This window comes from Micromonospora sp. CA-240977, assembly GCF_050942285.1.
Classification (GTDB): Bacteria; Actinomycetota; Actinomycetes; order Mycobacteriales; family Micromonosporaceae; genus Micromonospora.
This window is the reverse complement of record NZ_CP192055.1, coordinates 6815456-6837613: the sequence shown is the minus strand read 5'-3', so window position 1 is coordinate 6837613 and position 22158 is coordinate 6815456. Positions and strand designations below refer to the sequence as shown.

The window sequence follows — 22158 nt, the reverse complement described above, 5'->3', positions numbered from 1 at the left end:
CCGGATACCCTCGCCCGCATGACGGATGTGGAGGCGGCGGCCCGGCGGTTCATCGCCGAGGTGTGGAACGCGCGTCGGGAGGAGTCGGCGTACGAGTTGATCGCCGAGGAGTGCCCGGGGCTGGGCGGCACCGGGCCGGAGGCGACGCTTGCCTGGCACCGGGAGCGGCGGGCGGCCTTCCCGGACCTGCGCTACAAGATCGTGGACGTGGTGGCGGCCGGCGAGCGGGTGGCCGTGCACTGGCGGGCCGCCGGCACGCACGCCGGGCAGTTCGGGCCGGTGCCGCCGACCGGGCAGGTGGTCAGCTACTCGGGGGCGACGTTCCTGCGCTTCGACGCCGCGGGCCGGATCGTCGAGGTGTGGAGCTGCAACGAGCTGTTCCAGTTGCTGCAACAACTCGGCGTCGAGATGCTCCCACCGACCGCTGTCAGCGGGCCCGGGGGGTGAACCGCTCCGACCGGATGTCCATCTCCCACGGCTCCGGCACGAGGATGCCGTCGGTCGTCCACCCGCCCGGCGGCGGAACGTCGCCGTGCAGCGCGGCGGTCATCGACGGGTCCTTTCCAGCGTGTTCGTTCTCCCCGCGACCACGGTACCGCCGTGGACCTGTGGGTGGTGGTCGCGCGCGCCGGGGCCACAGGGCAGGATGGTCGACATGACCCACCCCAGCGAGCACGGCGACCCGGCCGGCGCCACCGGCGCGCGCGGCCTGCCCGGCGCGGGCCTGGTGAAGGGGCTGGCGGTCACCCTCAAGACGATGACCAGCCGCTCGACCACCCAGCAGTACCCGGACGTGGCCCCCGACCTGCCGCCCCGCTCGCGTGGCGTGATCGCGCTGTCGGAGGAGAACTGCACTGTCTGCATGCTCTGCGCGCGGGAGTGTCCGGACTGGTGCATCTACATCGACTCGCACAAGGAGGAGGTGGCGGTGCCCGGCGCCGCCCGCCCCCGCCAGCGCAACGTGCTCGACAAGTTCGACATCGACTTCTCGCTCTGCATGTACTGCGGCATCTGCATCGAGGTCTGCCCGTTCGACGCGCTCTACTGGTCACCCGAGTTCGAGTACGCCGAGTACGACATCAAGGACCTGCTGCACGACAAGGACCACCTCGGCCAGTGGATGGCCACCGTCCCCGCGCCGCCCGCGCACGACCCGAACGGGGAGCCGGCCAAGGAGGAGACCGCCGCGGCCCGCAAGGCCGCCGCCCGTCCGGCCGCCCCATCGGTACGCCCCGACGCCGATCAGAACCCCGCGTCGTGACCGCGCGAGCCGGAGAGGCGGCCCGGTGACCGGCGCGGACGTGCTGTTGCTCGCCCTCGGCGCGGTGGCGGTCGGCGCCGGTGTGCTGGTGGTGACCACGAAACACCTGGTCCGGGCGGGGCTCTACCTGGTGGTGTGCCTGGGCGCGCTGGCCGGTGACTTCCTGGTGCTCAGCGCCGAGCTGGTGGCCTGGGTGCAGGTGCTGATCTACGTGGGCGCGGTGGTGGTCCTGCTGCTGTTCGCGGTGATGCTGACCCGGGCGCCGATCGGCGCATCCGACGACCTGGACCGGCCCGGCTGGCCGGCCGCCCTGATCGGTGGCGGCGCCGGGCTGGGGCTGACCGTGCTGCTCGTCGACGCGTACCGCTGGAGCACCGTCGCGCTGCCCGCCGCGGGCACCGCCGAGCGGCTGGGTGAGCAGATCTTCCAGTCCTGGGTGCTGCCGTTCGAGGTGCTCTCGGTGCTGCTGCTGTCCGCCCTGGTGGGTGCGATAGTGCTGTCCCGGCCGGACATCGGCCGGGCCGCCCCCGGCGCGGCGGCCACCGCCGACCGGCCCGAGGTCGACGTCCGGACCGGGGGGCGCCGGTGAGGCCGGTCATCCCGTACGTCACCGCCGCGCTGCTGTTCGGCCTCGGCGTGTACGGCGTGCTGCGGCGGCGCAACGCGGTGCTGGTGCTGATGTCTGTCGAGTTGATGCTCAACGCGGTCAACCTGATCCTGGTCACTGCGGACACCACCGCCCGCGCCGTGCTGCCGCACTCCGGGCAGGTCTTCGCGCTGTTCGTGATCGTCCTCGCCGCCGCCGAGATCGGGGTGGGGCTGGCGATCGTCCTCCAGCTCTACCGGCTGCGGGCCACCGTCGCGGTGGACGACGTGCCGTTGACCGAGCCGGCGCGGACCGTCGGCGGGCGAGAGCCGGCCGTCCCGGACACGGAGGCGGGCCGGTGACCGGACTGCTCGGGGCGTTGCTGCCCGCCGTACCGCTGGTCGCCGGCCTGACCGGCCTGCTGTTGCCGCCGGCCCCGCGCCACAACGACACCACCCGCAGCGGCCGGGCCCGACAGGCGGCCGTCGCGCTTGGCGTGACCGGCGCGGCCGTCGCGTTGGCGCTGGCCGTCGCGCTGCTGCTCACCGTCGACGGGCCGATGGAGACGTCGACCATCTGGGTCGACGTCGGCGGGCTGGCGGTGACGCTCGGCGTCCGGCTGGACGGCGCCGCCGCGCTGGTCGCGGTGGCGGTCACCGCTGTCGCGCTGGCCGTGCAGGTCTACTCGATCGGCTACCTGCGGCGCGGTCCGCACGACGACGTCGACGTCGACCACCGCTACCCGCCGTACGCCGCGCAGATCAGCATCTTCACCGGCGCCATGCTGCTGGTGGTGGTCGCCGGTGACCTGATCATGCTGTTGGTCGGCTGGGAGGTGATGGGCCTCTGCTCGTACCTGCTCATCGCCCACGACCGCCGACTGCCCGGCGCGCCGGCCGCCGCGATGAAGGCGTTCCTGGTGACCCGGGTCGGTGACGTCGGGTTCCTGCTGGGCATCGCGTTGTTGGGCGTGTCGACGGGCAGCTTCCGGGTCGCCGACGTGCTCGCCCACGACCACTCCACCGCGACGTTGACCGCCGCGGGTCTGCTGCTGCTCGCCGGGGTGGCCGGCAAGAGCGCGCAGTTCCCGCTGCACACCTGGCTGCCGGACGCGATGGCCGGCCCGACGCCGATCTCCGCGCTGATCCACGCCGCGACGATGGTCGCCGCCGGGGTGTACGCGGTGGCCCGGCTCTACCCGCTCTTCACTGCCGCGCCGGTGACGCTGACGGTGCTGGGGGTGCTCGGCGCGATCACCCTGCTGCTCGGCGCGCTCGCCGCCACCGCCCAGGACGACATCAAGCGCGTGCTGGCCTGGTCGACAGTCTCCCAGTTGGGCTACATGACCGGCGCGCTGGCGGTCGGTTCACCGTCGGCGGCGCTGTTCCACCTGCTCACCCACGCCGCGTTCAAGGCGTTGCTGTTCCTCGCCGCCGGCGCGGTGATCCACGCCGTGGGCACCACCCTGATGTCGGAGATGGGCGGGCTGCGGCGCAGCATGCCTGTGACGTTCTGGTGCACAGTGGTGGGCCTGGGCGCGCTGGCGGGGGTGCCGCCGTTGGCGGGCTTCTGGAGCAAGGACGGCGTCCTCACGGTGGCCGAGTCCGCCGCGCTGGAGGGCACCGGTCCGGCACCGTCCTGGGTGGGGTGGATCGTCTGGATCGCGGGCCTGCTCGGCGTGGCGATCACCGCCTGGTATGCCGGCCGGCTGCTGCTGCGCGCGTTCTTCGGTGCTCCACGCCTGCCGCTGGTCCGGCCGCACGACCCGCCCGCGGTGCTGCGCTGGCCGGTGCTGCTGCTGACCGTGCCGGCCGCGCTGCTCGGTCTGGCCGGGTTCGTCGGGGCGTTCGCCGACCGTCTGCGGTTTCCGACAGTGCCGGTGGCGGGCTCCGAGGACGGCCTGGTCCACGTGGGGCCGGGGGTGCTGCTTCCGCTCGCGTTTCTGCTGGTCGGGGCGGTGCTGGTCACGCTCGGGTGGCGGCGGAACCCGGCCGCCGACCCGGCGGACGCGCTGGGCCCGCTGCGGCCGGTCTTCGCTCGCGCGTTCCGCCTCGACGACGTCCAGCACGCCCTTGTCGTACGCCCCGTCCGCGCGCTGGCCCGCGTCGTTCGCGCCGGTGACGAGGTGGTGGTGGACGGCGCGGTCGAGGGCAGCGGGCGGGCCGCCACCGGTCTGGGCGCGGGGCTGGCCGCGCTGCACCGGGCGGCGCTGCCCCGGGCCGCCGCCGGCGTGCTGGCCGGCGCCCTGCTGATCGGGTTGGCCGCCGCCCTGATCGGAGTGACCCTATGACGTTCGGGCAGGTGTTGCTGGTCGCCGTGCTGGCGGTGCCGGCGCTCGGCGCGGTCGCGGTGGCGGCGACACCCCGGGACCGGGCGGCCCGACTGGTCGGCACCGTCGCGGCGGCGCTGACCCTGCTGGCCGCGGTGCCGCTGGTGTTCGATCGGCAGGGCTGGTTCGCCTGGTCGGCCGACGCGCCAGCGGTGCGTCCGTGGCACCAGGTGGATCTGCAGTGGGTGCCCGGCCTGGAGTTGCGCTTCCACCTCGGCGTCGACGGCATCTCCTGGCCGCTTGTCGTGTTGACCGCGCTGCTCACGCTGCTCTGCTGCGCGTACACGATGTGGCGGGTGCCGGACGGCGGCAGCGGCCGGGCGTTGGTGGCGTTGCTGTTGGTGGTCGAGGTGGGCATCCTGGGCACCTTCCTCGCCCTGGACCTGGTGCTGTTCTTCCTCTTCTTCGAGGTCGTCCTGCTGCCGATGTACGCGATCATCGCCGGCTGGGGCGGCGCGGACCGGCGTCGGGCGGCCCGCAAGTTCGCGCTCTACACGCTCTTCGGCTCGGTGCTGCTGCTGGTCGGCGTGTACGTGGTGGTCGCGGCCACCGGCACCGCCGATCTGGTGGCGCTGACCGGCGGCGCGGGGATGTCCAGGGGCACCCAACTGGCCGCGTTCACACTGCTCGCTGTGGCGTTCGCGGTGAAGAGCCCGCTGTGGCCGCTGCACTCCTGGCTGCCCGACGCGCACACCCAGGCCCCCACGGTGGGCAGTGTCGTGTTGGCCGGGGTGCTGCTGAAGATGGGCACCTACGGTCTGATCCGGGTGGCGGTGGGGGTGGCGCCGGAGGGCGCCCGGTGGGCGGCGCCGGTGCTCGGCGTGCTGGCCGTCGCCGCGATCCTGATCGGCTCGCTCGTCTGTCTGGCGCAGGCCGACGTGAAGCGGCTGATCGCGTACTCCAGCGTGGGGCACATGGGCTTCGTGCTGCTCGGCGTCGCCACGCTGACCACTGTCGGCATCCAGGCGGCGTTGATCGGCAACATCGCGCACGGGGTGCTCACCGCTCTGCTGTTCTTCCTGGCCGGGGCGGTGAAGGACCGGACCGGGACGGGCACGCTCGCCGAGTTGTCCGGGCTGCGGGAGACCGCGCCCCGGTTGGCGGGCCTGCTCGCGTTCGCGGCGATCGGCTCGCTCGGCCTGCCCGGGTTGGCCGGCTTCTGGGGCGAGGCGTTCGCGGTGATCGCCGCCATCCAGGTGGGCGGCCCGCTCTGGACCACCCTCGGGGTGCTGGCGGCTGTCGGTGCGGCGCTCACCGCCGCGTACTTCCTGCGCCTGCTGCGCCAGGTGACCCACAATCGGCCGAGTGCCGCTGTCGGCCGGGTCGGCCCCGGCCTGGCCGGTGCGGAGCTGACCGCCTGGGTGCCGCTGGTGCTGCTCGCGTTGGCCATCGGGCTGGCCCCGGCGCTGGTCCTCGGCGTCGCGGAGGCTCCCGTCGACGCCCTGATCGGGGTGGTCTTCCCATGACCGGCGTGCAGAGTGTGGACAACGTCGCGCTGCTGCCGGCCTACCTGGCCGCCGGCACCGCCGTGCTCGTGCTCCTCACCGACCTGCTCCTGGCGCGGCCCCGGGCCACGATCGCGGTGGCGGCGCTCGGCGCGCTCGGCACCGCCGTCGGTGCCGCGCTGGTCGGCGCGGCCGGGGAGCGGCGGACGTTCTGTGTCGGCGCCGACTGCTCCTGGATCTTCAACGGCCGGGCCGCCCTGGTCGGCGCGGTGGTGGCGCTGCTCACCCTGGGCGTGCTCGGGCTGTCCGTGCCGGCGCTGCGGGGTGGGCGGTCGCCGGTGGGGGAGTACTGCTTCCTGCTGGCCTGCTCGATGACCGGTGGCGTGGTGCTCGGCGCGGCGGGCGACCTGATCACGTTGATCGTCGCCCTGGAGACGCTGACCCTGCCGCTGTACGTGCTTGTCGGCCTGCGTCGGGGCAACCTCGCCAGCGCCGAGGCGGCACTTACCTTCTTCGTGGTCAGCGTGGTGGCGACCACCATCACGCTGCTCGGCGCGGCGCTGCTGTACGCGGTGACCGGCGGGCTGCACCTGGACCGGCTCGGCACGCTGCTCGCCGAGCGGCCGGACCTGCGGGACCTGCCGCTGACCACCGCCGCGGTGGCGTTGCTGCTGGCCGGGTTGGCGTTCAAGGTGGCGGCGGTGCCGTTCCACGCCTGGGCGCCGGCCACCTACGACGGGGCGCCGCTGCCGGTGGCCGCGTACCTGTCCACGGCGTCGAAGCTGGGTGGCCTCGTCGCGCTGCTCGCCGTGGTGCAGCGGGCGCTGCCGGCGGAGCAGACCGGGCCGGTGCTCGCCGTGCTCGCGGTGCTCACCATGACCGTCGGCAACCTCGTCGCGCTGCGCCAGCGGCGTACCGTCCGGCTGCTCGCCTGGTCGTCCGTCGCGCAGGCCGGCTACATCCTCGCCCCGCTGGGGGCGTTGGCGCTGGCCGCCGGTCGCACGGACGAGGCCCGCTCCGCCGCGTACGCCGCCGCGCTGGCGTACGCCGTCTTCTTCGTGGTGTTGGAGCTGGCCGCGTTCGCCGGGGTGACCGCGTTGCGCCCGGCCGGTGCGGACGGCGGCACGCTCGACGACCTGCGCGGGGCGGCCCGCCGGCACCCGTGGCGGGCCGCGGCGCTCGGTCTCGCGCTTGTGGGTCTGGCCGGCCTGCCACCCGGTCTTGCCGGCCTGTTCGCCAAGGTGACAGTGGTACGGGCGTTGCTCGACGGCGGGGCGGCCTGGTTGGCGCTGGTGGTGGCGCTGAACGCGGTGATCGGGCTGGCCTACTACCTGCGGGTGACCGCCGCGCTCTGGGTACCGGCGACAACGACACCGGGCCCGGCCGCGGCGCCAGCCGGTGACGGCGCGGCCGGCGTACCCCTGGTGGGTGTGGTGGCTGTGGTGCTGGCGGTGACGACGGTGGCCGCCGTGGTGCTCGGCCTCGCCCCCCAGGTGGTGCTCGACCTCGCCAACCGCTGACCTGCGAATTCCAGTCTCAGTGAACTCTCAGCGTTGAGACGGATGGTTGGCGGGTACCGGGTTGTTGCACCGGTCAGCGGATCCCGGCGATCCGTGCACCGAAGGAGAGATTGTGCACCACAACCGTCTCAAGACCGCCGCCCTGCTCGGCCTGCTCTCCGCGCTGATTCTCGCGGTGGGCTACGGGTTCGGTGGCAGCAGCGGTCTGGTCATCGCCGTCCTCATCTCGCTGGTCATGAACGGCGTCACCTACTTCTACTCCGACAAGCTCGCGCTGCGCTCGATGGGTGCGCAACCGGTCACCGAGGCACAGTTCCCCGAGCTGTACCGGATGGTGCGGGAGTTGGCGACCGACGCCCGGCAGCCGATGCCGCGCCTGTACGTCAGCCCGACCGCGCAGCCGAACGCGTTCGCCACGGGTCGTAACCCGCAGCACGCGGCGGTCTGCGTGACCCAGGGGATCACCGAGATCCTCGACTACCGCGAGCTGCGCGGCGTGATCGGGCACGAGCTGTCCCACGTCTACAACCGGGACATCCTGATCTCCAGCGTGGCGGCCGGTCTGGCCAGCATCATCACCCTGCTTGCCAACCTCGCCTTCTTCATCCCGCTGGGCGGTGGGGACGACGAGGACCGGCCGAACCCGGCAGTGCTGCTGCTCACCCTGATCCTCGGCCCGATCGCGGCGACCGTGATCCAGTTGGCGATCAGCCGGAGCCGCGAGTTCCAGGCGGACGCCTCGGGCGCCGAGTTGAGCCGCGACCCGCTGGCCCTGGCGAGCGCCCTCCGCAAGATCGACGCGGTTGCCCGACGTCGGCCTCTGCCGGCTCAGGGCCAGCTCACCAGCACGGCGCACCTGATGATCGCCAACCCGTTCCGGGGCGGCGGCATGGCCGCGCTCTTCTCCACCCACCCGAAGATGGAGGACCGCGTCGCACGGCTGGAGCAGATGGCCGCCAACGCGGGGCCGGTCCAGTTCCAACGCTGACCCACTGAGCACCTCCTCCGCCCGTACCCGGTTGCCCCGGGTACGGGCGGAGTGCGTATTTCGGTTGTCTGCCGGCCCGACGGTGGCGTTAGGGTCGTAACGGCTAACGCTCATTACATCCCCGGGAGGTTCACGGTGGCCGCGCTGCGTCAGTATCTGGGTGTCTGGCGGATTCCCGGCGCCCCGATGCTGCTGATCCTCGGCATCGTCGGACGGCTCGGCATCGGCATGACCCCGCTGGCGCTGCTGCTGGTGGTCGAACAGGTGACCGGGCGGTACGCGCTGGCCGCCATCGCGGGCGGGATCTACGCCGTCGCCGGTGCCGCCCTCAGCCCGGTGGCCGGCCGGATCGCCGACCGGGTCGGCCCCAGCCCCGTCCTGCTCGTCACCGCCGTGGCTCACCCGCTGGCGCTCATCGGACTGCTCCTGGCCAGTCGCTCGGGCGACGACGCACTCCCCGCCATCTACCTCGCCGCGGGAGTGGCCGGCGCCACCTACCCGCCGCTCACCGCCGCCATCCGTGGCGCCTGGAACGACCTGACCGGCCCCACCTCCGGCCGGTACCCCCTGCGCAACACGGCGCTCGCCGCCGAGACCTCGCTGTTCGAGATCGTCTTCGTGCTCGGCCCGCTGCTCGTCGCCGCCTTCGTGCTCATCGCCGACGCGGCGGCCGCGCTCATCGGCGCGGCAGTGGTCACCCTGGTCGGCACCGCCGCCGTGGCCCTCGGTCGGGTGATGCGCGCCTGGCGTCCGCACCCGCGCGAGCACCACGCCCGAGGGCTCGGCCCGCTGCGGGTCGCCGGCTTCCCGGCCCTGCTGGTCTGCGTGGCTGGCCTGGGCATCGCCTTCGGCGCCGCCGGGGTGATCGTCCCGGCGTTCGCGAGCGGCCACACCACCGGCGACCCGGAGAGTCTGGCCGGCCTTCTCCTGGCCGTCTGGGGGATCGGCAGCGCCATCGGCGGGTTCTGGTTCGGCGTCCGCAAGCCGGCGGCGAACATGACCCGGCAGTTCGCCCTGCTGCTCGCCGCGCTGGCCGGCACCTTCGCCGTGTTCGCGGTGATGCCCACCCCGCTGGCGCTGGGCGTCGCCCTGGTCGTCGGCGGAGCCACCATCGCGCCCGCGCTCACCCTGGAGAACACCCTGGTCGGCCGGATCGCCCCGACCGGCATGCTGAACGAGGCGTACACCTGGGTGGTCACCGTCGCGGTGGCGGCGAGCGCGGCCGGCGGCTCGGTGGCCGGTGTGATCGTCGATCACGCCGGCGGCGTCCGCTGGGCGTTCCTCTTCGCCGGGGCGGCCGTCGCCGTCGGGGCCGCGGTCGCGGCCCTGCCCGCCGGGCCCATCGCCCGCGCCGAAACCACAGCGGTACGCGCCGAAGACCCCGTCCCGGTCTGACCCCCGCTGTCTCCCGTGCGGCCCGTCCCCCCGTGCGGGCCTGATCCACTCCGGTTCCTTGAAGTCGGGCTATCCCTGCGCGCCGGATGCCCCGACTTCAAGAAACCCGCGTTCGCCGGCCTGCCCGGATCGCGCGTCAGGTGAGGTGCCGGCGAGGGCAACGGCGACAGCAACCAGGCGGGCCCCGGGCATGCCGGGAGTAGGTCCGGGTACCTCCCGGGAGTGACCTTCTCGATCGCCGCGTGGTGTCGGCGTACCGGCCAGCTGGGGGTGGGAGCCCTGACGGCCAGGCCCGCGGTCGGCAAGCTCGTCGCCCACGTCCAGTCGGGCGGTGGTGCGGTGGCGACCCAGGCCACCCCCAACCCGTTCCTGGCCTATCACGGTCTGCCGCTGCTCGACGAGGGCCGCTCGCCGCAGGACGTCCTGACCGAGCTGCTGGCCCACGACCCGGGTCGGGACGTGCGGCAGGTCGGCATGGTCGACAGCCACGGCCGCTCGCACGCCTTCACCGGCTCCCGCACAGTGGGCTGGGCAGGGCACCGCACCGGGCCGGGTTACGCGGTGCAGGGCAACCGCCTGGTCGGCCCGCAGATCCTCGCGGAGATCCTCCGGGTGTTCGAGGAAAGTGCGGAACTCGACCTGGCGGAGCGGCTCGTTCTGGCCATCGGGGCCGGCGAAGAGGCCGGCGGTGACCTGCACGGCGCACGGTCGGCGACCGTCACCGTGATCGGCGATCAGCCGTACCCGCTCTGGGACGTGCGGGTCGACGATGCCGAGCATCCGGCGCGGGAACTGCACCGGCTGCACGGCGTCTTTCGGGACGAGGTGCTGCCGACAATCCGGGGAATGCCGACCCGCGACGACCCCATAGGCGAAGCCGCCCGGCAGGCGCTCGGGGCAGCGATGGAGCGCAAGACACCGTCGAACGCCGTCGACCAGCAGACATCAACAGCGGCAACCGGCGAAGCCCTGTGAGTAGGCGTCGGATGCCTTGTCGGTTGGTGCCCGGCTCGCTCCAACTCGGCCAGGCCCCGCCTTTGCCTCAGTGCCTGACGGCCATATCGGAAAGCCGCGCTGGTCGGCGGCGGCCTGAGCGGCGGTCGCCGCCTTACCGGTAGTTGTCGAACTGGAGGGCGACGCCGAAGTCCTCACCCTTGAGCAGCGCGATGACGGCCTGGAGGTCATCCCTCTTCTTGCCGGTGACGCGCAGCTGGTCGCCCTGGATCTGTGCCTGCACGCCCTTGGGGCCCTCCTCGCGGATCTTCTTGCTGATGGCCTTGGCCTTGTCCGCCTCGATGCCCTGGACGACCTTGCAGTCGATCTTGAAAATCTTGCCGGACGGGCGCGGCTCGCCGGCGTCCAACGCCTTCAGCGAGATGTTCCGCTTGACGAGCTTCTCCTTGAACACGTCAAGTGCGGCACGAACACGCTCCTCGGTCTCCGCCTGAAGGCCGATCGCCTCCTCGCCCGACCAGGAGATCTCCGCCCCGGTGCCGCGGAAGTCGAACCGAGTCGCGAGCTCCTTCACCGCCTGCCGGAGGGCGTTGTCGACCTCCTGGCGGTCAACCTTGCTCACAATGTCAAACGACGGGTTCGCTGCCATGTTTCTGCTCCTGCTGTCCGGCGGTCTGGGCCTGCCGTCGGCCGCCGACCAGCGGCACGACCCCCTGACCGTACCCGGTTGCGTCGGCACCGGGGGGAGCCGCTATCCTTGCTTCCGCCGCCGCGTTACGACGCGGTGGGGTGCCCTGGCGGGTTGCCCGAGCGGCCAATGGGAGCGGACTGTAAATCCGTCGCGAAAGCTTCAGAGGTTCGAATCCTCTACCCGCCACCAGGTGCAGACACGGCCCTTGACCAGCAGAGATGCTGATCAGGGGCCGTTGTCGTTGATCTAGCCGAATCTGGCTAAGTCCAGCCCGTGACGACTGGTTGTGGGCAGATGGTGGGCAGGTCGATCTTGCTCCTGCCGCGCCGACGTCGAGCGGCCGAGCGCGGGTTCCTGGACTCGGGCAGATCGGTCCGGACGGTCGGTTCTTCCGGGGCCTGCACGGTGGGCCGCTCTCCGAGTCGGTCTACGACCGGTGGTGGAAACTCGCCCGCGAGAAGGCGCTGACCGACTCGCAGGTCGCATCGCCGCTGGTCCGGCGGCCCTACGACTTGCGGCACGCGGCAGCCTCGCTCTGGCTGCATGCCGGCGTCCCACCGACCGAGGTCGCCCGGCGCCTGGGCCACGGCGTCGCCGTCCTGCTCCGTGTCTACGCCAACTGCATCGACGGCGGCGACGACACCATGAACGACAAAATCGGGGACGTGCTCGGACGAGGCCCTACGCGCTGGCCGCAGACACCGTGCTGAGCGCCGAGTGGACGGCGTGCGCTAGAAGGGGAGGTTGTGGAGTTGCCTAAATCGCCGCACGTAACCCAGCCCGAGGTCCATGTCACGGTGGGTCCGTTCCGCGCCACAGCCAGCCCAGTGCCGAAGCTGCAGCTCGGGGACATTGGCCGGTCAATCGCTCTGGCAGTTGCGGCGGCGTTGCTGCTCGTCGGAGGGTTGATTGCTGCGGCGTTCTGGTACGCCGATTGGCCGGCTTTCGAACGTGACGAGACCGTCACGGCGGCCACGCTATTCGATCTCCTGAAGCTTGCATTCGCAGTTGTGGCGGGTGTCGGCGGCGTCGCCGCTTTGGTGGTCGCCTACAGGCGGCAGCGAGTGGCGGAGCACACGAACGAACTGTCTGAATTCGCCCACCAGCTGGCCCACGCTGCTGATCTGCGCGCCGAGGAGGCCAAGGCTTTCGCTGGAGCGGCCGACGAGCGGGCAAAGATCGAGACTGAACGCAATGGTGTCCGGCTACTCAACGAACGCTTCGCCAAGGCATCCGAGCAACTCGGCTCGGAGAAGGCAGCCGTACGGCTAGCCGGCGTTTATGCCATGGCCGGCCTTGCTGATGACTGGCGACAAGGGCGGCAGACGTGCATCGATGTTCTCTGCGCCTACGTCCGTATGCCGTACATGCCGCCGCCGGACGCTTCAGACGAGACGCCGACGCAGGATGTGGACCAAGCGGCGCTCGGGGCTGCTGACAATGCCCGAGCCGCTCGCGAGGAGCGGGAGGTACGTCATACCGTTATCCGCCTCGTGGGCAGGCACTTGCGTATTGCCGAAGACGACGTGGCCTCCTGGTGCGGATACGACTTCGACTTCACCGGCGCCGTCTTTGACGGCGGGGACCTCTCGGGAGCGAGGTTCAGTGGCGGGGACGTCTCCTTCGAGGGAGCAACTTTCAACGGTGGAGAAGTGTCCTTCGGCGGGGCGGCGTTCAGCGGCGGGAAAGTCTCCTTCGGCGGGGCAACGTTTAGTGGTGGGAAAGTGTCCTTCGAGGATGCGGGGTTCGGCGGCGGGCGGGTGTCCTTCGGCGGGGCGACCTTCAGTGGCGGAGAGGTGACCTTCGGCGGGGCAACGTTCAGTGGTGGGGAAGTGTCCTTCGAGGATGCGACTTTCAGTGGAGGGGAGGTGTTCTTCGGCGGGGCGAAGTTCAGTGGTGGGCAGGTGTTCTTCGACAGAGCGAGATTCAGTGGCGCGAAGGTCCTCTACATAGCTAGGTTCAGCGGTGGGTGGGTGTCGTTCGAAAACACGGCGTTCAGCGATGGGGAGGTGTTCTTCGGTGACGCGACATTCAGCGGCGGGGAGGTTTCCTTTGACGGAGCGTCGTTCAGGGGTGGAAGGGTCTCCTTTTACCGGGCGACGTTCAGCGGGGCGAAGGTGTTCTTCAACTACGTGATTTTCAATGGTGGCCACGTGTCCTTTGATGCGGCGAGGTTCCAGGTCCCGCCGAGATTCGATGATGGGCTCCTTGGGCATCCTCCGGACGGTCTGACCCTGCCGCAGAAGTGAAGCCATTGGGCGTGGGCAGATGGTGGGCGGCTGACTGGACCGCCCTTCCTCGGACGATTGAAATGCCTGGTCACTACGCGGCGACCGACGACGACACCTCGCACGGCAAGCAGTTCGTGGAAACGTCCCGCCAGTGGTTCGACTCGATGTGGTCGACCATCGCCAACCGGTACGACGGATGAACGCCGACCTCAGCCGACTGCTCGCCGGGGTCGGCGCGGTGCTGCTCGACTTCGACGGGCCTGTGTGCAGCATCTTCGCTGGCCATCCTGCGCCGCCGGTCGCGGCCGAGCTGGTCGACGTGCTGCGGCGGTACGGTGTCGACGTACCGCCCGACCTCGCCAGCGAGCCCGACCCGCTTGAAGTGCTGCGCCGTACCGGCGCGGCAGGTGACCACGGCATCACGCGGGCGGTGGAGGATGCGCTCTGCGGGGCCGAGCGCCGGGCCGTCGAGACCGCCGGGCCAACGCCGTACGGCCGGGAGGTCATCGTGGCTGCCCGGCAAGCCGGAATGCCAGTGGCGCTGGTCAGCAACAACTCGGCTGGCGCGGTGACGGCCTACCTCACGGCGCACCGGCTCGAGAGATACGTCTCTCGGGTGGTCGGCCGGGCGTACGCCGACCCGGACCGCATGAAGCCCAACCCGGAACCGATCCTGCAAGCCGTGCGAGCCCTCGGCGTGGCCGCGGGACGGTGCGTGCTGGTCGGTGACTCGCTCTCGGACATTGCGGGCGCGCGGGCCGCCGGGGTCGCGGTGGTCGGCTACGCGAATCGACCGGCGAAGGTTGACGCGTTCCGGCTCGCCGGCGCGGATGTGGTGGTCACCAGCATGGGCGAAATAGCCGGCGCGCTGATGGCGGCCGGGCCGGAGGCGGCGGGGACCTCCATCACCACCACCGCTACGCAGTTTGGGCCAGGCAAGGTAACGGGAACGCTAACCACGGAGATGCCGGTCACGCCGGCGAAGGCATCTGAGGCGGAACTGCGGAGTATTGCCCGTAAGCGTGCCTTTGCGTCTAAGCAGGACATCGGCTTCAACGTGGCGCAGGCGGTCCGCGAGGAGAAGAGCAGGGCCTTCGATCCAGAGCCCGAGGGCGGGGGCGCGGCCGACCGGAACGGCTACGACCGAGGGAGCGGCTAAAAGCGGGGCGCTCTGTCACGGCGTGAGTTCATGGTTATCTACCTCGTCCTCCCCCTTGCCGCCCAAGTCGCTGAAACCGAATCGTCCGTGTGAGGCTGGATCGTCGCGGCGGTGCCGGCGCTGGCCTTCCTCGCCCTGGCAAGGTCGCCCTGTCCCGCACACCCACCACCCCGCCGGCACCAGAACCCGATCAGCCGCAGGGTGATTGGTACGACGAGCCGCAACCGGTCGAACCCACGCCGCCGGCTCCGGTGATGCCGCCGGGATCAGCCGCGGTGCTGCCCCGATAGGTGTCGTTCGGCCCAACCGGCCCCAGGTCGTCGGGATCCTCCGATCCTGGCCACCCTCGCCGCCGGCCGGCGCCTACCGGAACTCGTGCACGACCTCGATCAGTCCGACGATGTGCGCGTTGAACTCGCCCAACTCCTCGGCCGGCACCCACAGCTCCAGAATGGTCTTTCCGCCTGCCTGGCGGACCGGGTACCGACTCAGAAACTCCGACTCGACCCGGAAGCGGGTGACGTACCCGACGCCGGACGCGGGCACGTTCCAGTCCCGGGCGATCGTCACCGCGTAGTCCTCGTTGAGGACCGGGTAGAAGATGGGTTGTTCCGGCAGGCGCGGCGGCCACGCCCGCCAACCGGACTCGCGGACGAGATCCAGCTCTGTCGGCCCGGTTGGGCGCCACAGCACCGTCGTACCGTCCTCGCTGTTCATCTCGACCTCGCCGCTCGGATTTTGGGTGAGCCCGGACGGTACCGGCGGACCTGCACCCGGGACCACCGCATTCGACCCGCGGCGGGGGCGGCCCGATGAGCGCTCCGACGCTGCCCGCCTCGAACCCGCGCCTCGGACCTGCGAAAGCCTGAGTCGCCAACAGCACCGACGAAACCATGAGCGACTGGACTGCTGGAGCACTCGGTTGAGCTGCCCGATACTGGCGGCGTGGATCGGGATGAGGCTCGGGAGTTGGCTGTCGCTGAGTTCACCAGACGGATGCGGGCCCGAAAGCCCAGGGGTGGGTTCCGGATCGATGACTGGCAGGTCGGCGAGCCGTACGAGGAGGAAGTGCGAGGGCTCAGGGGTTACCAGCCCTGTTTCATCGTGGACTTCGTTCCGCAGGGTGACGCCGAGGCTCGGGGCTACCGCAAGCTCGGCGTGGCGGTGGATCCGGAGACGGGTGCGGTCGACGTGCTCAGGTGACCGGTTGCCCGGAGGCGGCCAGCAATGGGTCGTAAGAGGGCCAGGGACGCCTGTTCGAATAGCCCGAATTGTCGTTCTGGTCTACTTGCCACGGGGTCGCTGCGAGACTGGACGCGTGTCAGCTCCGCCGGAGCGCCGGCACCGGTCGTCGTCCCAACCCGGTAGGTGGAGTTCATGTCCGACAACGAGATCCGTCCCTTCCGGCTCGACACGCCGGAGGAAGCGATGGCGGACCTGCGTCGCCGGATCGCGGCCACCCGCTGGCCGGCTCGGGAGTTGGTCACCGATCGTTCCCAGGGCGTGCAGTTGGCGACGGTCCAGGAGTTGGCCCGCTACTGGACGACGGATTACGACTGGCGCGCGTTCGAGACGAAGCTGAACGCCTTGCCGCAGTACACCACCTACCTCGACGGCGTCGAGATCCACTTCATTCACGTGCGGTCGCAGCACGAGGACGCCCTGCCGTTGATCATGACGCATGGCTGGCCGGGTTCGGTAGTGGAGCTGCTCGGGGTCATCGGCCCACTCACCGATCCGACCGCGCACGGCGGACGGGCGGAGGACGCCTTCCACCTGGTCCTGCCCTCTCTGCCGGGTTACGGCTTCTCGGGCGAGCCGGTCGAGCTGGGCTGGGAGAACGGCCGCATCGCACGGGCGTGGGCGGGGCTGATGAATCGCCTCGGTTACACGCGTTACGTCGCCCAGGGGGGCGATGTGGGTGCTGCCGTCACTGACGCCATGGGCCGCCAGGCGCCTGCGGGGCTGCTCGGCATCCACGTCAATCTGCTGGCCGGCGCGACAGGTATCAAGGACAAACTGCCGGCTGAGTCCGCGCAGGAACGTGCGGCGCACGACGCGCTCAACCTGTTCACGAAGGATGGGTTCGGCTACTTCCTGGAGCAGTCCACCCGGCCGCAGACGATCGGCTACTCCCTGCTGGACTCACCCATCGGGCTGGCCGCCTGGATGTTCGACCACGACACCGACAGCTACTACAAGATCTCCCGGGCGCTCGTCGACGGCGAGCCAGTGGGCGGTCTCACCCGGGACACGATCGTCGACAACGTCACGCTGTACTGGCTCACCGGCACCGGCGCGTCGTCCGCCCGGTGGTACTGGGAACTCGGACGGTTCCTGGCGGCGGCCGCCGCTGCCGGCCAGGCCCCTCCGCCGGTCTCGGTTCCGGTCGGCTTCACCACGTTCCCCGACGAGATCTGGCCCGCCCCGCGCAGTTGGGTGGAGACGGTCTACCCGGACCTCGCGTACTTCAACGAGGCCGACCGCGGCGGCCACTTCGCCGCCTGGGAGGAGCCGGAGCTGTTCGCCGCCGAGTTGCGGGCCGCGTTCCGGCCGCTGCGCGGGTCCTGAGCCCGGACCGGAGCGCATCAGCGGCAGTACGATCGGAGTGTCGAACGGTCATCCAGATTGATGACAGTGCTCTGTTGCGGCGAGGTAGCGGCGAGTAGTGTGCGTACCCGGGACGGAGGGGCGCACAGTCAATTCAACTGTTACGTCTAGTAGGTGCGCTTTCCCCTGCTAGGTCGTTTCTTGGGCGTACCAACGTGGGCTGATCAGCAGATGGTCTGGCCGGACGATGTGTCTGGTCGGCCGAGCGGGTCAGCTCACGGGTCGGTCGGCCCGATCGCGGGTGGGGAACTTTCCTGGCGGACGTCGCTGTGGCACCATCGTGGAATCTCCATCCCCGCACAGCCCCCCTGCCGACAGGAGTTCCACATGTCTGGTCGAAAGTTTGGCCGGCTGCGCATGGCGTCGCTCGTCCTCGCCGCGCTGGCCGTTGGTCTCCTAGGCGCCCAATTCGGTGGCGGCTTCCAGTCCACGAGCATCGAGTGGGGCGCCCCCGCGAGTGGAGCGCAGTCAGTCGTCGCTCGGTGACTCCGGTGCGGCGGCGACGTGACCGATGACAGGACGGTGCGGTGTCACCTAAGGCTGTCCGACGTCGTACGACCGAGCACGCCTGGCTGATCACGGCGCCCCTCGCCGGGATCGCCCTGGTGGGATCGCTGATCCTCGCGCTGACGGTGCCGATCCGCCTGGCGGACTGGCCGACTGCTGTGGTGTTGCTGGTGGTGATGGCTGCCGCCGGGATACCAACGCTCAGTTTTGTCGTCCGCCGCCAGGCGATGGTGGTGACCCTCAGCGAGATTCCACTCGTGCTCGCCCTGTTCTGGTTGTCGCCGCTGCTCATGGTCGTCGTCGCTACGGCAGCCGAGCTCTTCACCCAGATCCACCGCGGCTACGCGCCGCCGAAGTTCTGGTTCAACGTCGCCCGTGCGGCGGCCGGCTTCTCCGTCGCCGGGCTGGTGTTGGCCGCGATGCCGCCGCACGAGGGGGTGGGACCGTCCACCTGGAGCGCGGTCTTCGCCGCGGTCGCCGCCAACGCGCTGATCAGCCTGGTCGCCGTGGTCGGCGTGATCACTCTCCTGCAGGGTTGGCAGGGCACCCGGGAGACGACGAGTACGGCCGTCCAGGTCCTGCTGACCACGGCACTGAACGTCGCGGTCGGCATGATCATCCTGATCGCCCTGGCGACCACTCTCTGGTCGAGTCTGCTTCTGCTGGCCCTGGCGGTGGCCGGCGTCCTTCTCTACCGCTCGTACTCGCAGTTCATTCGGCAGCACCGCACGCTGGGCGACCTGTACGAGCTGACCCGGGCGATGAGCGAGGCGGGTCAGGACGGCAACCTGACGGACGCGCTGCTCGGCCGGATCCGTTCCCTCATGCAGGCGGAGTACGCCACGTTGTGGCTTCCGGCGCAGGGCCGGCACCCCGAGGTCCTGCTGAGCGCCCGCCTGGACGACAGGGGTCTGCTCGACGTCGCCCCGACGCCGCCGGTGTTCCGGGAGAAGACCCGTGCGTCGGGCCGGACTGTCGCGCTCGGCCGGGCCTTCGGTGGCGACCCGATGCTGCGCTCCGCACTCGCCGACTCCAAGGTCAAGGACGTCATCGCGGTGCCCCTGCGCTCGGGGCAGGCGGTGATCGGCACGCTGGAGGTGGTCAACCGGCTCAGCGACGTGGGCCACTTCGCTCCGGCAGACATCCCCATCTTCGAGACCGTGGCAGCGCACGCCGCCGTCGCCCTGGAGAATTCGCGGCTTGTCGACAGGCTCCGGCACGACGCGTACCACGACGCGCTGACCCGGCTGCCCAACCGCCGGCGGATCACCGGCGCACTCGCGGAGTCCTTCAAGATCGCGGCTCCCGGCGAGGTGGTGGCACTGCTGCTCTTCGACGTGGACGGGCTGCGCCAGGTCAACGAGTCGCTCGGCCACGCGGCCGGGGACAAGGTCCTCGCCGAGGTTGCCAGCCGGCTGCGGGAAAGCGCGCCGTCGTCGGCTCTCGTCGGCCGGGCCGGTGGGGACGAGTTCCTCGTGACACTGCGGTTGGAGAGCGCGGAGGCGGCGCTCGAGCTGGCCGCCCAGCTACGCGACCAGATCCGTGACGAGATGGTCTTCGACGCGCTCACCCTCGACGTGAACACTGCCGTCGGGGTGGCCGTGCACCCCGATCACGGCAGCGACGCGGCGACCCTGCTGCTCAGGGTCGACCTGGCCGCCACGGCAGCCAAGTCGGTGCCGGGCAGCGTGCAGCTGTTCAACCCCGCGCTGGAGTCCCGATCGTTGCGCCGGCTGGGTCTGGCCGGCGATCTGCGCCGCGCACTGGACCAGGGCGAGTTGGAGGTCTACTTCCAGCCCAAGGTGACGCTGCGGGATCGGCGTCTGGTTGGTGTCGAGTGCCTGGCCCGGTGGGAGGACCCGACGCACGGCACTGTCGCCCCCGAGGACTTCGTGGCGGTGGCCGAGCACACCGGCCAGTTGAGCCGGCTCACCGAGGTGGTGCTCCGCGAGGGGCTGCGCCGTAGCCGCGACTGGGCGCTTGCTGATCAACCGCTGCCGATCGCTGTCAACATCGCGGCCCGTACGCTCACCGACCAGCACTTCCCGGACCGGATCCAGGAGATGCTGACCGAGTACGGCGTGCCGGCGCAGCGGCTGACCCTGGAGATCACCGAGGCGGGGGTGTTGGACGGCACCGACCGGCCCATCCCGACCCTGCGGCGGCTGCGGGACCTGGGTGTCCGGCTCTCGGTGGACGACTTCGGCACTGGCGACTCGTCGCTGGCGCACCTGCGCCGGCTCCCGGTGCACGAGGTGAAGGTGGACCGCTCCTTCGTGCAGGGCATGGCGACGGACCCGGGGGACCTGGCCATCGTCAACGCGGTGGTGACCCTCTCCCAGCAGTTCGGCCTGGCGGTGGTCGCCGAGGGCGTGGAGAGTGAGCTGACCCTGGAGCTGCTCCAGGACATCGGCTGCGAGATCGGGCAGGGCTTCCTGTTCAGCCGGCCGCTGCCGTACGAGCGGCTGGCCGCCTGGTTCGGCGCCCAGGTCGAGCCGGAATCGATCTCCAGCGGTGAGCTGCCGCGCCTTCGCGTCGTGCCCTGACCAGGGCGTAGACGATCATCGGGGATCCGATTTCACCTGTCGAGCCGGGCCGTGTACTCTTACTTCTGCGCGCCCCACGGGGAGATCGCGCAGGCCCCCTTAGCTCAGTCGGCAGAGCGTCTCCATGGTAAGGAGAAGGTCTACGGTTCGATTCCGTAAGGGGGCTCGAGGGTTCAGCTGGACCCATCGCAGCGGTGTAGCTCAGATGGTAGAGCAAGCGGCTCATAATCGCTGTGTCGCCGGTTCAAGTCCGGCCACCGCTACTCTCGTCTTCCGGGCTCGTTGCCGGTGGTCGTAAGAAAAATGGGCGCTTCCGGCGCCCACTTTGCATGTCCGCGCTGCCAGCGTCTAGGCTGGCGCGTCGTAGTTGTTTCCGTTAGCGAGGAAGGCACTCCGCCGTGGCGAAGGCTACCGATGTCCGGCCGAAGATCACTTTGGCGTGTGTGGAGTGCAAGGAGCGCAACTACATCACGCGCAAGAACCGGCGTAACGACCCCGACCGCATCGAGCTGAAGAAGTTCTGCCCGCGCGACGGTCGGCACACGGTCCACCGCGAGACCCGCTGACCCTGGGCCGGCCTCGTGCCGGCCGGTGTCCAAGCTTTCCAGTCGCCGATCTGGGCGGTGTGGTGCGGCTCTGCCGTAGCCTGCCGGCCAGGTCGGCGATTGTGCGTTCCGTGTAGGTTCGCGGCATGTCCCTGGACCCTTCCTTCGTCGGCCGGACCTATCCGCCGACCGCCCCCTACCAGGTGGGCCGAGAAAAGATCCGCGAGTTCGCCACCGCCATCGGCGCCACCGACCCGGCCCACCACGACCCGGCGGCCGCGCAGGCGCTCGGCCACCCCGACGTGGTGGCTCCGCCGACCTTCCCGGTGCTCGTCACGATGGCCGCGAGCCGGCAGATCATCGAGGACCCGGCCCTGGGCATGGACTACAGCCGCGTGGTGCATGGTGACCAGCGGTTCGCGTACACCCGACCGGTGGTCGCCGGCGACGAACTGGTCTGCGTCAACACCATCGAGGACGTCAGCACCAGGGGCGGGCACGGATTCCTGACCACGCGCACCGACGTGCACACCGTCGCCGGGGAACCGGTCGTCGCCGTCTGGTCGAAGATCGTCGTACGCGGGGAGGCCTGAGATGGAGTTGTCAGCCAAGACGTTCCAGGTGACCCGCGCGGACCTGGTCCGCTACGCCGGCGCCTCGGGTGACTTCAACCCGATCCACTGGAGCGACCGGTTCGCCACCGAGGTGGGCCTGCCCGGGGTGATCGCCCACGGCATGTTCACAATGGCGCTGGTCGGCCGGGCGGTCACCGAGTGGGCCGGGTCGCCGGACGCGGTGGTCGAGTACGGCGTGCGCTTCACCCGGCCGGTGGTGGTCCCGGACGATGACCGGGGGACCGAGATCGAGGTCACCGCGCGGGTGCGTGAGGTGACCACTGACGGGCTCACCCGGCTCGACGTGACAGCGACCTGCGGGGGCGAGAAGGTGCTCTCGCAGGCCCGCGCGACCATCCGGACGACGCGCTGAAGCAGGCCCGCCACGCGAGGCGGAGAGACCGGTTGGGAAAGTCGGGCGGCTACCCGTACACTGGTCCGCCGTGGGGCAAGTGACCCCTGCTCGGTCGTCTGTGACCGCGTGGGGCGAGTGTTGCCGCACAGGGGTGTAGCTCAATTGGCAGAGCAGCGGTCTCCAAAACCGCAGGCTGCAGGTTCAAGTCCTGTCACCCCTGCGCCTCAGGCCTGACCGTTCCCGTGGGTCGCGCCGCCAACCTGGCGGCGTCCGGCCCGTGGTGGTGGCATCGGCGGGGTGGTCCGAGGCAATCGGACCCTCCGGATGATCCACCGGCCGCGGCCCGTCGCGGGACGGTTGGGTCCGGCCGGCGTGACCAGCGCCGCGTACGCCGCTCGGCGTGCGACCCGAGATTCCGCGAC

21 protein-coding genes, 4 tRNA genes and 2 pseudogenes are annotated in these 22158 nt (G+C 70.7%); 24 read left to right on the top strand and 3 right to left on the bottom strand.

Annotation, left to right across the window (positions count from 1 at the left end):
- The first annotated feature begins 18 nt into the window (after positions 1 to 18).
- Positions 19 to 447: an ester cyclase gene (locus ACQPWW_RS31100; protein WP_433127389.1), complete on the top strand. Its 429-nt coding sequence runs from the start codon at positions 19 to 21 to the stop codon at positions 445 to 447.
- On the opposite strand, the gene ACQPWW_RS31095 is transcribed toward ACQPWW_RS31100, so the two are convergent.
- On the bottom strand, positions 428 to 550 hold the full coding sequence (locus ACQPWW_RS31095) for a hypothetical protein (protein ID WP_433127388.1): 123 nt from the start codon (positions 548 to 550) through the stop codon (positions 428 to 430). The two genes, ACQPWW_RS31100 and ACQPWW_RS31095, sit on opposite strands and share 20 nt — an antisense overlap.
- 96 nt (positions 551 to 646) lie before the next feature.
- Between ACQPWW_RS31095 and ACQPWW_RS31090 the strand changes: the two genes are divergently transcribed.
- The 9 genes from ACQPWW_RS31090 (at position 647) to ACQPWW_RS31050 (ending at position 10499) form a co-directional block, all read left to right on the top strand.
- Complete coding sequence (locus tag ACQPWW_RS31090) at positions 647 to 1261, top strand: NuoI/complex I 23 kDa subunit family protein (protein WP_433127387.1); 615 nt, start codon at positions 647 to 649, stop codon at positions 1259 to 1261.
- 25 nt (positions 1262 to 1286) lie between these two features.
- Positions 1287 to 1850, top strand: coding sequence for an NADH-quinone oxidoreductase subunit J family protein (locus tag ACQPWW_RS31085; protein ID WP_433127386.1), 564 nt, complete (start codon positions 1287 to 1289; stop codon positions 1848 to 1850).
- A complete protein-coding gene (gene nuoK / locus ACQPWW_RS31080; protein WP_433127385.1) occupies positions 1847 to 2209 on the top strand; it encodes an NADH-quinone oxidoreductase subunit NuoK in 363 nt (120 codons plus the stop codon). Before ACQPWW_RS31085 ends, nuoK begins: the two co-directional genes overlap by 4 nt.
- Complete coding sequence (locus tag ACQPWW_RS31075; RefSeq protein WP_433127384.1) at positions 2206 to 4137, top strand: NADH-quinone oxidoreductase subunit 5 family protein; 1932 nt, start codon at positions 2206 to 2208, stop codon at positions 4135 to 4137. Before nuoK ends, ACQPWW_RS31075 begins: the two co-directional genes overlap by 4 nt.
- Entirely contained in the window at positions 4134 to 5642 is a 1509-nt protein-coding gene (locus tag ACQPWW_RS31070; protein ID WP_433127383.1) for a complex I subunit 4 family protein, read from the top strand. The genes ACQPWW_RS31075 and ACQPWW_RS31070 overlap by 4 nt, the downstream gene beginning before the upstream one ends.
- Entirely contained in the window at positions 5639 to 7141 is a 1503-nt protein-coding gene (locus ACQPWW_RS31065) for an NADH-quinone oxidoreductase subunit N (RefSeq protein WP_433127382.1), read from the top strand. Before ACQPWW_RS31070 ends, ACQPWW_RS31065 begins: the two co-directional genes overlap by 4 nt.
- 112 nt (positions 7142 to 7253) lie before the next feature.
- On the top strand, positions 7254 to 8129 hold the full coding sequence (htpX, locus tag ACQPWW_RS31060; protein WP_433127381.1) for a zinc metalloprotease HtpX: 876 nt from the start codon (positions 7254 to 7256) through the stop codon (positions 8127 to 8129).
- Positions 8130 to 8264: 135 nt separating this feature from the next.
- Complete coding sequence (locus ACQPWW_RS31055; RefSeq protein WP_433127380.1) at positions 8265 to 9524, top strand: MFS transporter; 1260 nt, start codon at positions 8265 to 8267, stop codon at positions 9522 to 9524.
- A 222-nt stretch (positions 9525 to 9746) separates the two neighbouring features.
- Positions 9747 to 10499 (top strand): DUF1028 domain-containing protein, encoded by a 753-nt coding sequence (locus ACQPWW_RS31050; RefSeq protein ID WP_433127379.1) that lies wholly within the window; start codon positions 9747 to 9749, stop codon positions 10497 to 10499.
- 133 nt (positions 10500 to 10632) lie between these two features.
- Here ACQPWW_RS31050 and ACQPWW_RS31045 read toward each other — a convergent pair whose 3' ends face one another.
- Positions 10633 to 11127, bottom strand: a complete 495-nt coding sequence (locus ACQPWW_RS31045) for a YajQ family cyclic di-GMP-binding protein (RefSeq protein ID WP_357817923.1) — start codon at positions 11125 to 11127, stop codon at positions 10633 to 10635.
- A gap of 147 nt (positions 11128 to 11274) precedes the next feature.
- Here ACQPWW_RS31045 and ACQPWW_RS31040 point away from each other — a divergent pair.
- From ACQPWW_RS31040 to ACQPWW_RS31020, 5 genes and pseudogenes are all read left to right on the top strand, one after another.
- Positions 11275 to 11358 (top strand) — tRNA-Tyr (locus ACQPWW_RS31040).
- 95 nt (positions 11359 to 11453) lie between these two features.
- A complete protein-coding gene (locus ACQPWW_RS31035; RefSeq protein WP_433127378.1) occupies positions 11454 to 11879 on the top strand; it encodes a hypothetical protein in 426 nt (141 codons plus the stop codon).
- A gap of 117 nt (positions 11880 to 11996) precedes the next feature.
- Positions 11997 to 13418, top strand: a complete 1422-nt coding sequence (locus ACQPWW_RS31030) for a pentapeptide repeat-containing protein (RefSeq protein WP_433127377.1) — start codon at positions 11997 to 11999, stop codon at positions 13416 to 13418.
- 71 nt (positions 13419 to 13489) lie between these two features.
- Positions 13490 to 13600, top strand: a pseudogene (locus tag ACQPWW_RS31025) (GntR family transcriptional regulator); the annotation flags it as partial.
- Positions 13597 to 14274, top strand: a pseudogene (locus ACQPWW_RS31020) (HAD family hydrolase); the annotation flags it as partial. The pseudogenes ACQPWW_RS31025 and ACQPWW_RS31020, both read left to right, overlap by 4 nt.
- Before the next feature lie 648 nt (positions 14275 to 14922).
- On the opposite strand, the gene ACQPWW_RS31015 reads toward ACQPWW_RS31020, so the two are convergent.
- Positions 14923 to 15276, bottom strand: coding sequence for a hypothetical protein (locus ACQPWW_RS31015; protein WP_433127376.1), 354 nt, complete (start codon positions 15274 to 15276; stop codon positions 14923 to 14925).
- Positions 15277 to 15504: 228 nt separating this feature from the next.
- Between ACQPWW_RS31015 and ACQPWW_RS31010 the strand changes: the two genes are divergently transcribed.
- From ACQPWW_RS31010 to ACQPWW_RS30970, 9 genes are all read left to right on the top strand, one after another.
- Entirely contained in the window at positions 15505 to 15762 is a 258-nt protein-coding gene (locus ACQPWW_RS31010) for a hypothetical protein (protein ID WP_433127375.1), read from the top strand.
- 174 nt (positions 15763 to 15936) lie between these two features.
- Positions 15937 to 17130: an epoxide hydrolase family protein gene (locus ACQPWW_RS31005; protein ID WP_433127374.1), complete on the top strand. Its 1194-nt coding sequence runs from the start codon at positions 15937 to 15939 to the stop codon at positions 17128 to 17130.
- Between the two features lie 566 nt (positions 17131 to 17696).
- Entirely contained in the window at positions 17697 to 20222 is a 2526-nt protein-coding gene (locus tag ACQPWW_RS31000; protein WP_433127373.1) for a putative bifunctional diguanylate cyclase/phosphodiesterase, read from the top strand.
- 93 nt (positions 20223 to 20315) lie between these two features.
- Positions 20316 to 20388 (top strand) — tRNA-Thr (locus ACQPWW_RS30995).
- A gap of 24 nt (positions 20389 to 20412) precedes the next feature.
- A tRNA-Met gene (locus tag ACQPWW_RS30990) sits at positions 20413 to 20485 on the top strand.
- 135 nt (positions 20486 to 20620) lie between these two features.
- Positions 20621 to 20788, top strand: a complete 168-nt coding sequence (gene rpmG, locus ACQPWW_RS30985) for a 50S ribosomal protein L33 (RefSeq protein ID WP_007073056.1) — start codon at positions 20621 to 20623, stop codon at positions 20786 to 20788.
- Positions 20789 to 20913: 125 nt separating this feature from the next.
- Complete coding sequence (locus ACQPWW_RS30980; RefSeq protein WP_433127372.1) at positions 20914 to 21360, top strand: FAS1-like dehydratase domain-containing protein; 447 nt, start codon at positions 20914 to 20916, stop codon at positions 21358 to 21360.
- Position 21361: 1 nt separating this feature from the next.
- Positions 21362 to 21754, top strand: coding sequence for a MaoC family dehydratase (locus ACQPWW_RS30975; protein ID WP_433127371.1), 393 nt, complete (start codon positions 21362 to 21364; stop codon positions 21752 to 21754).
- A gap of 129 nt (positions 21755 to 21883) precedes the next feature.
- A tRNA-Trp gene (locus tag ACQPWW_RS30970) sits at positions 21884 to 21956 on the top strand.
- Positions 21957 to 22158 lie beyond the last annotated feature (202 nt).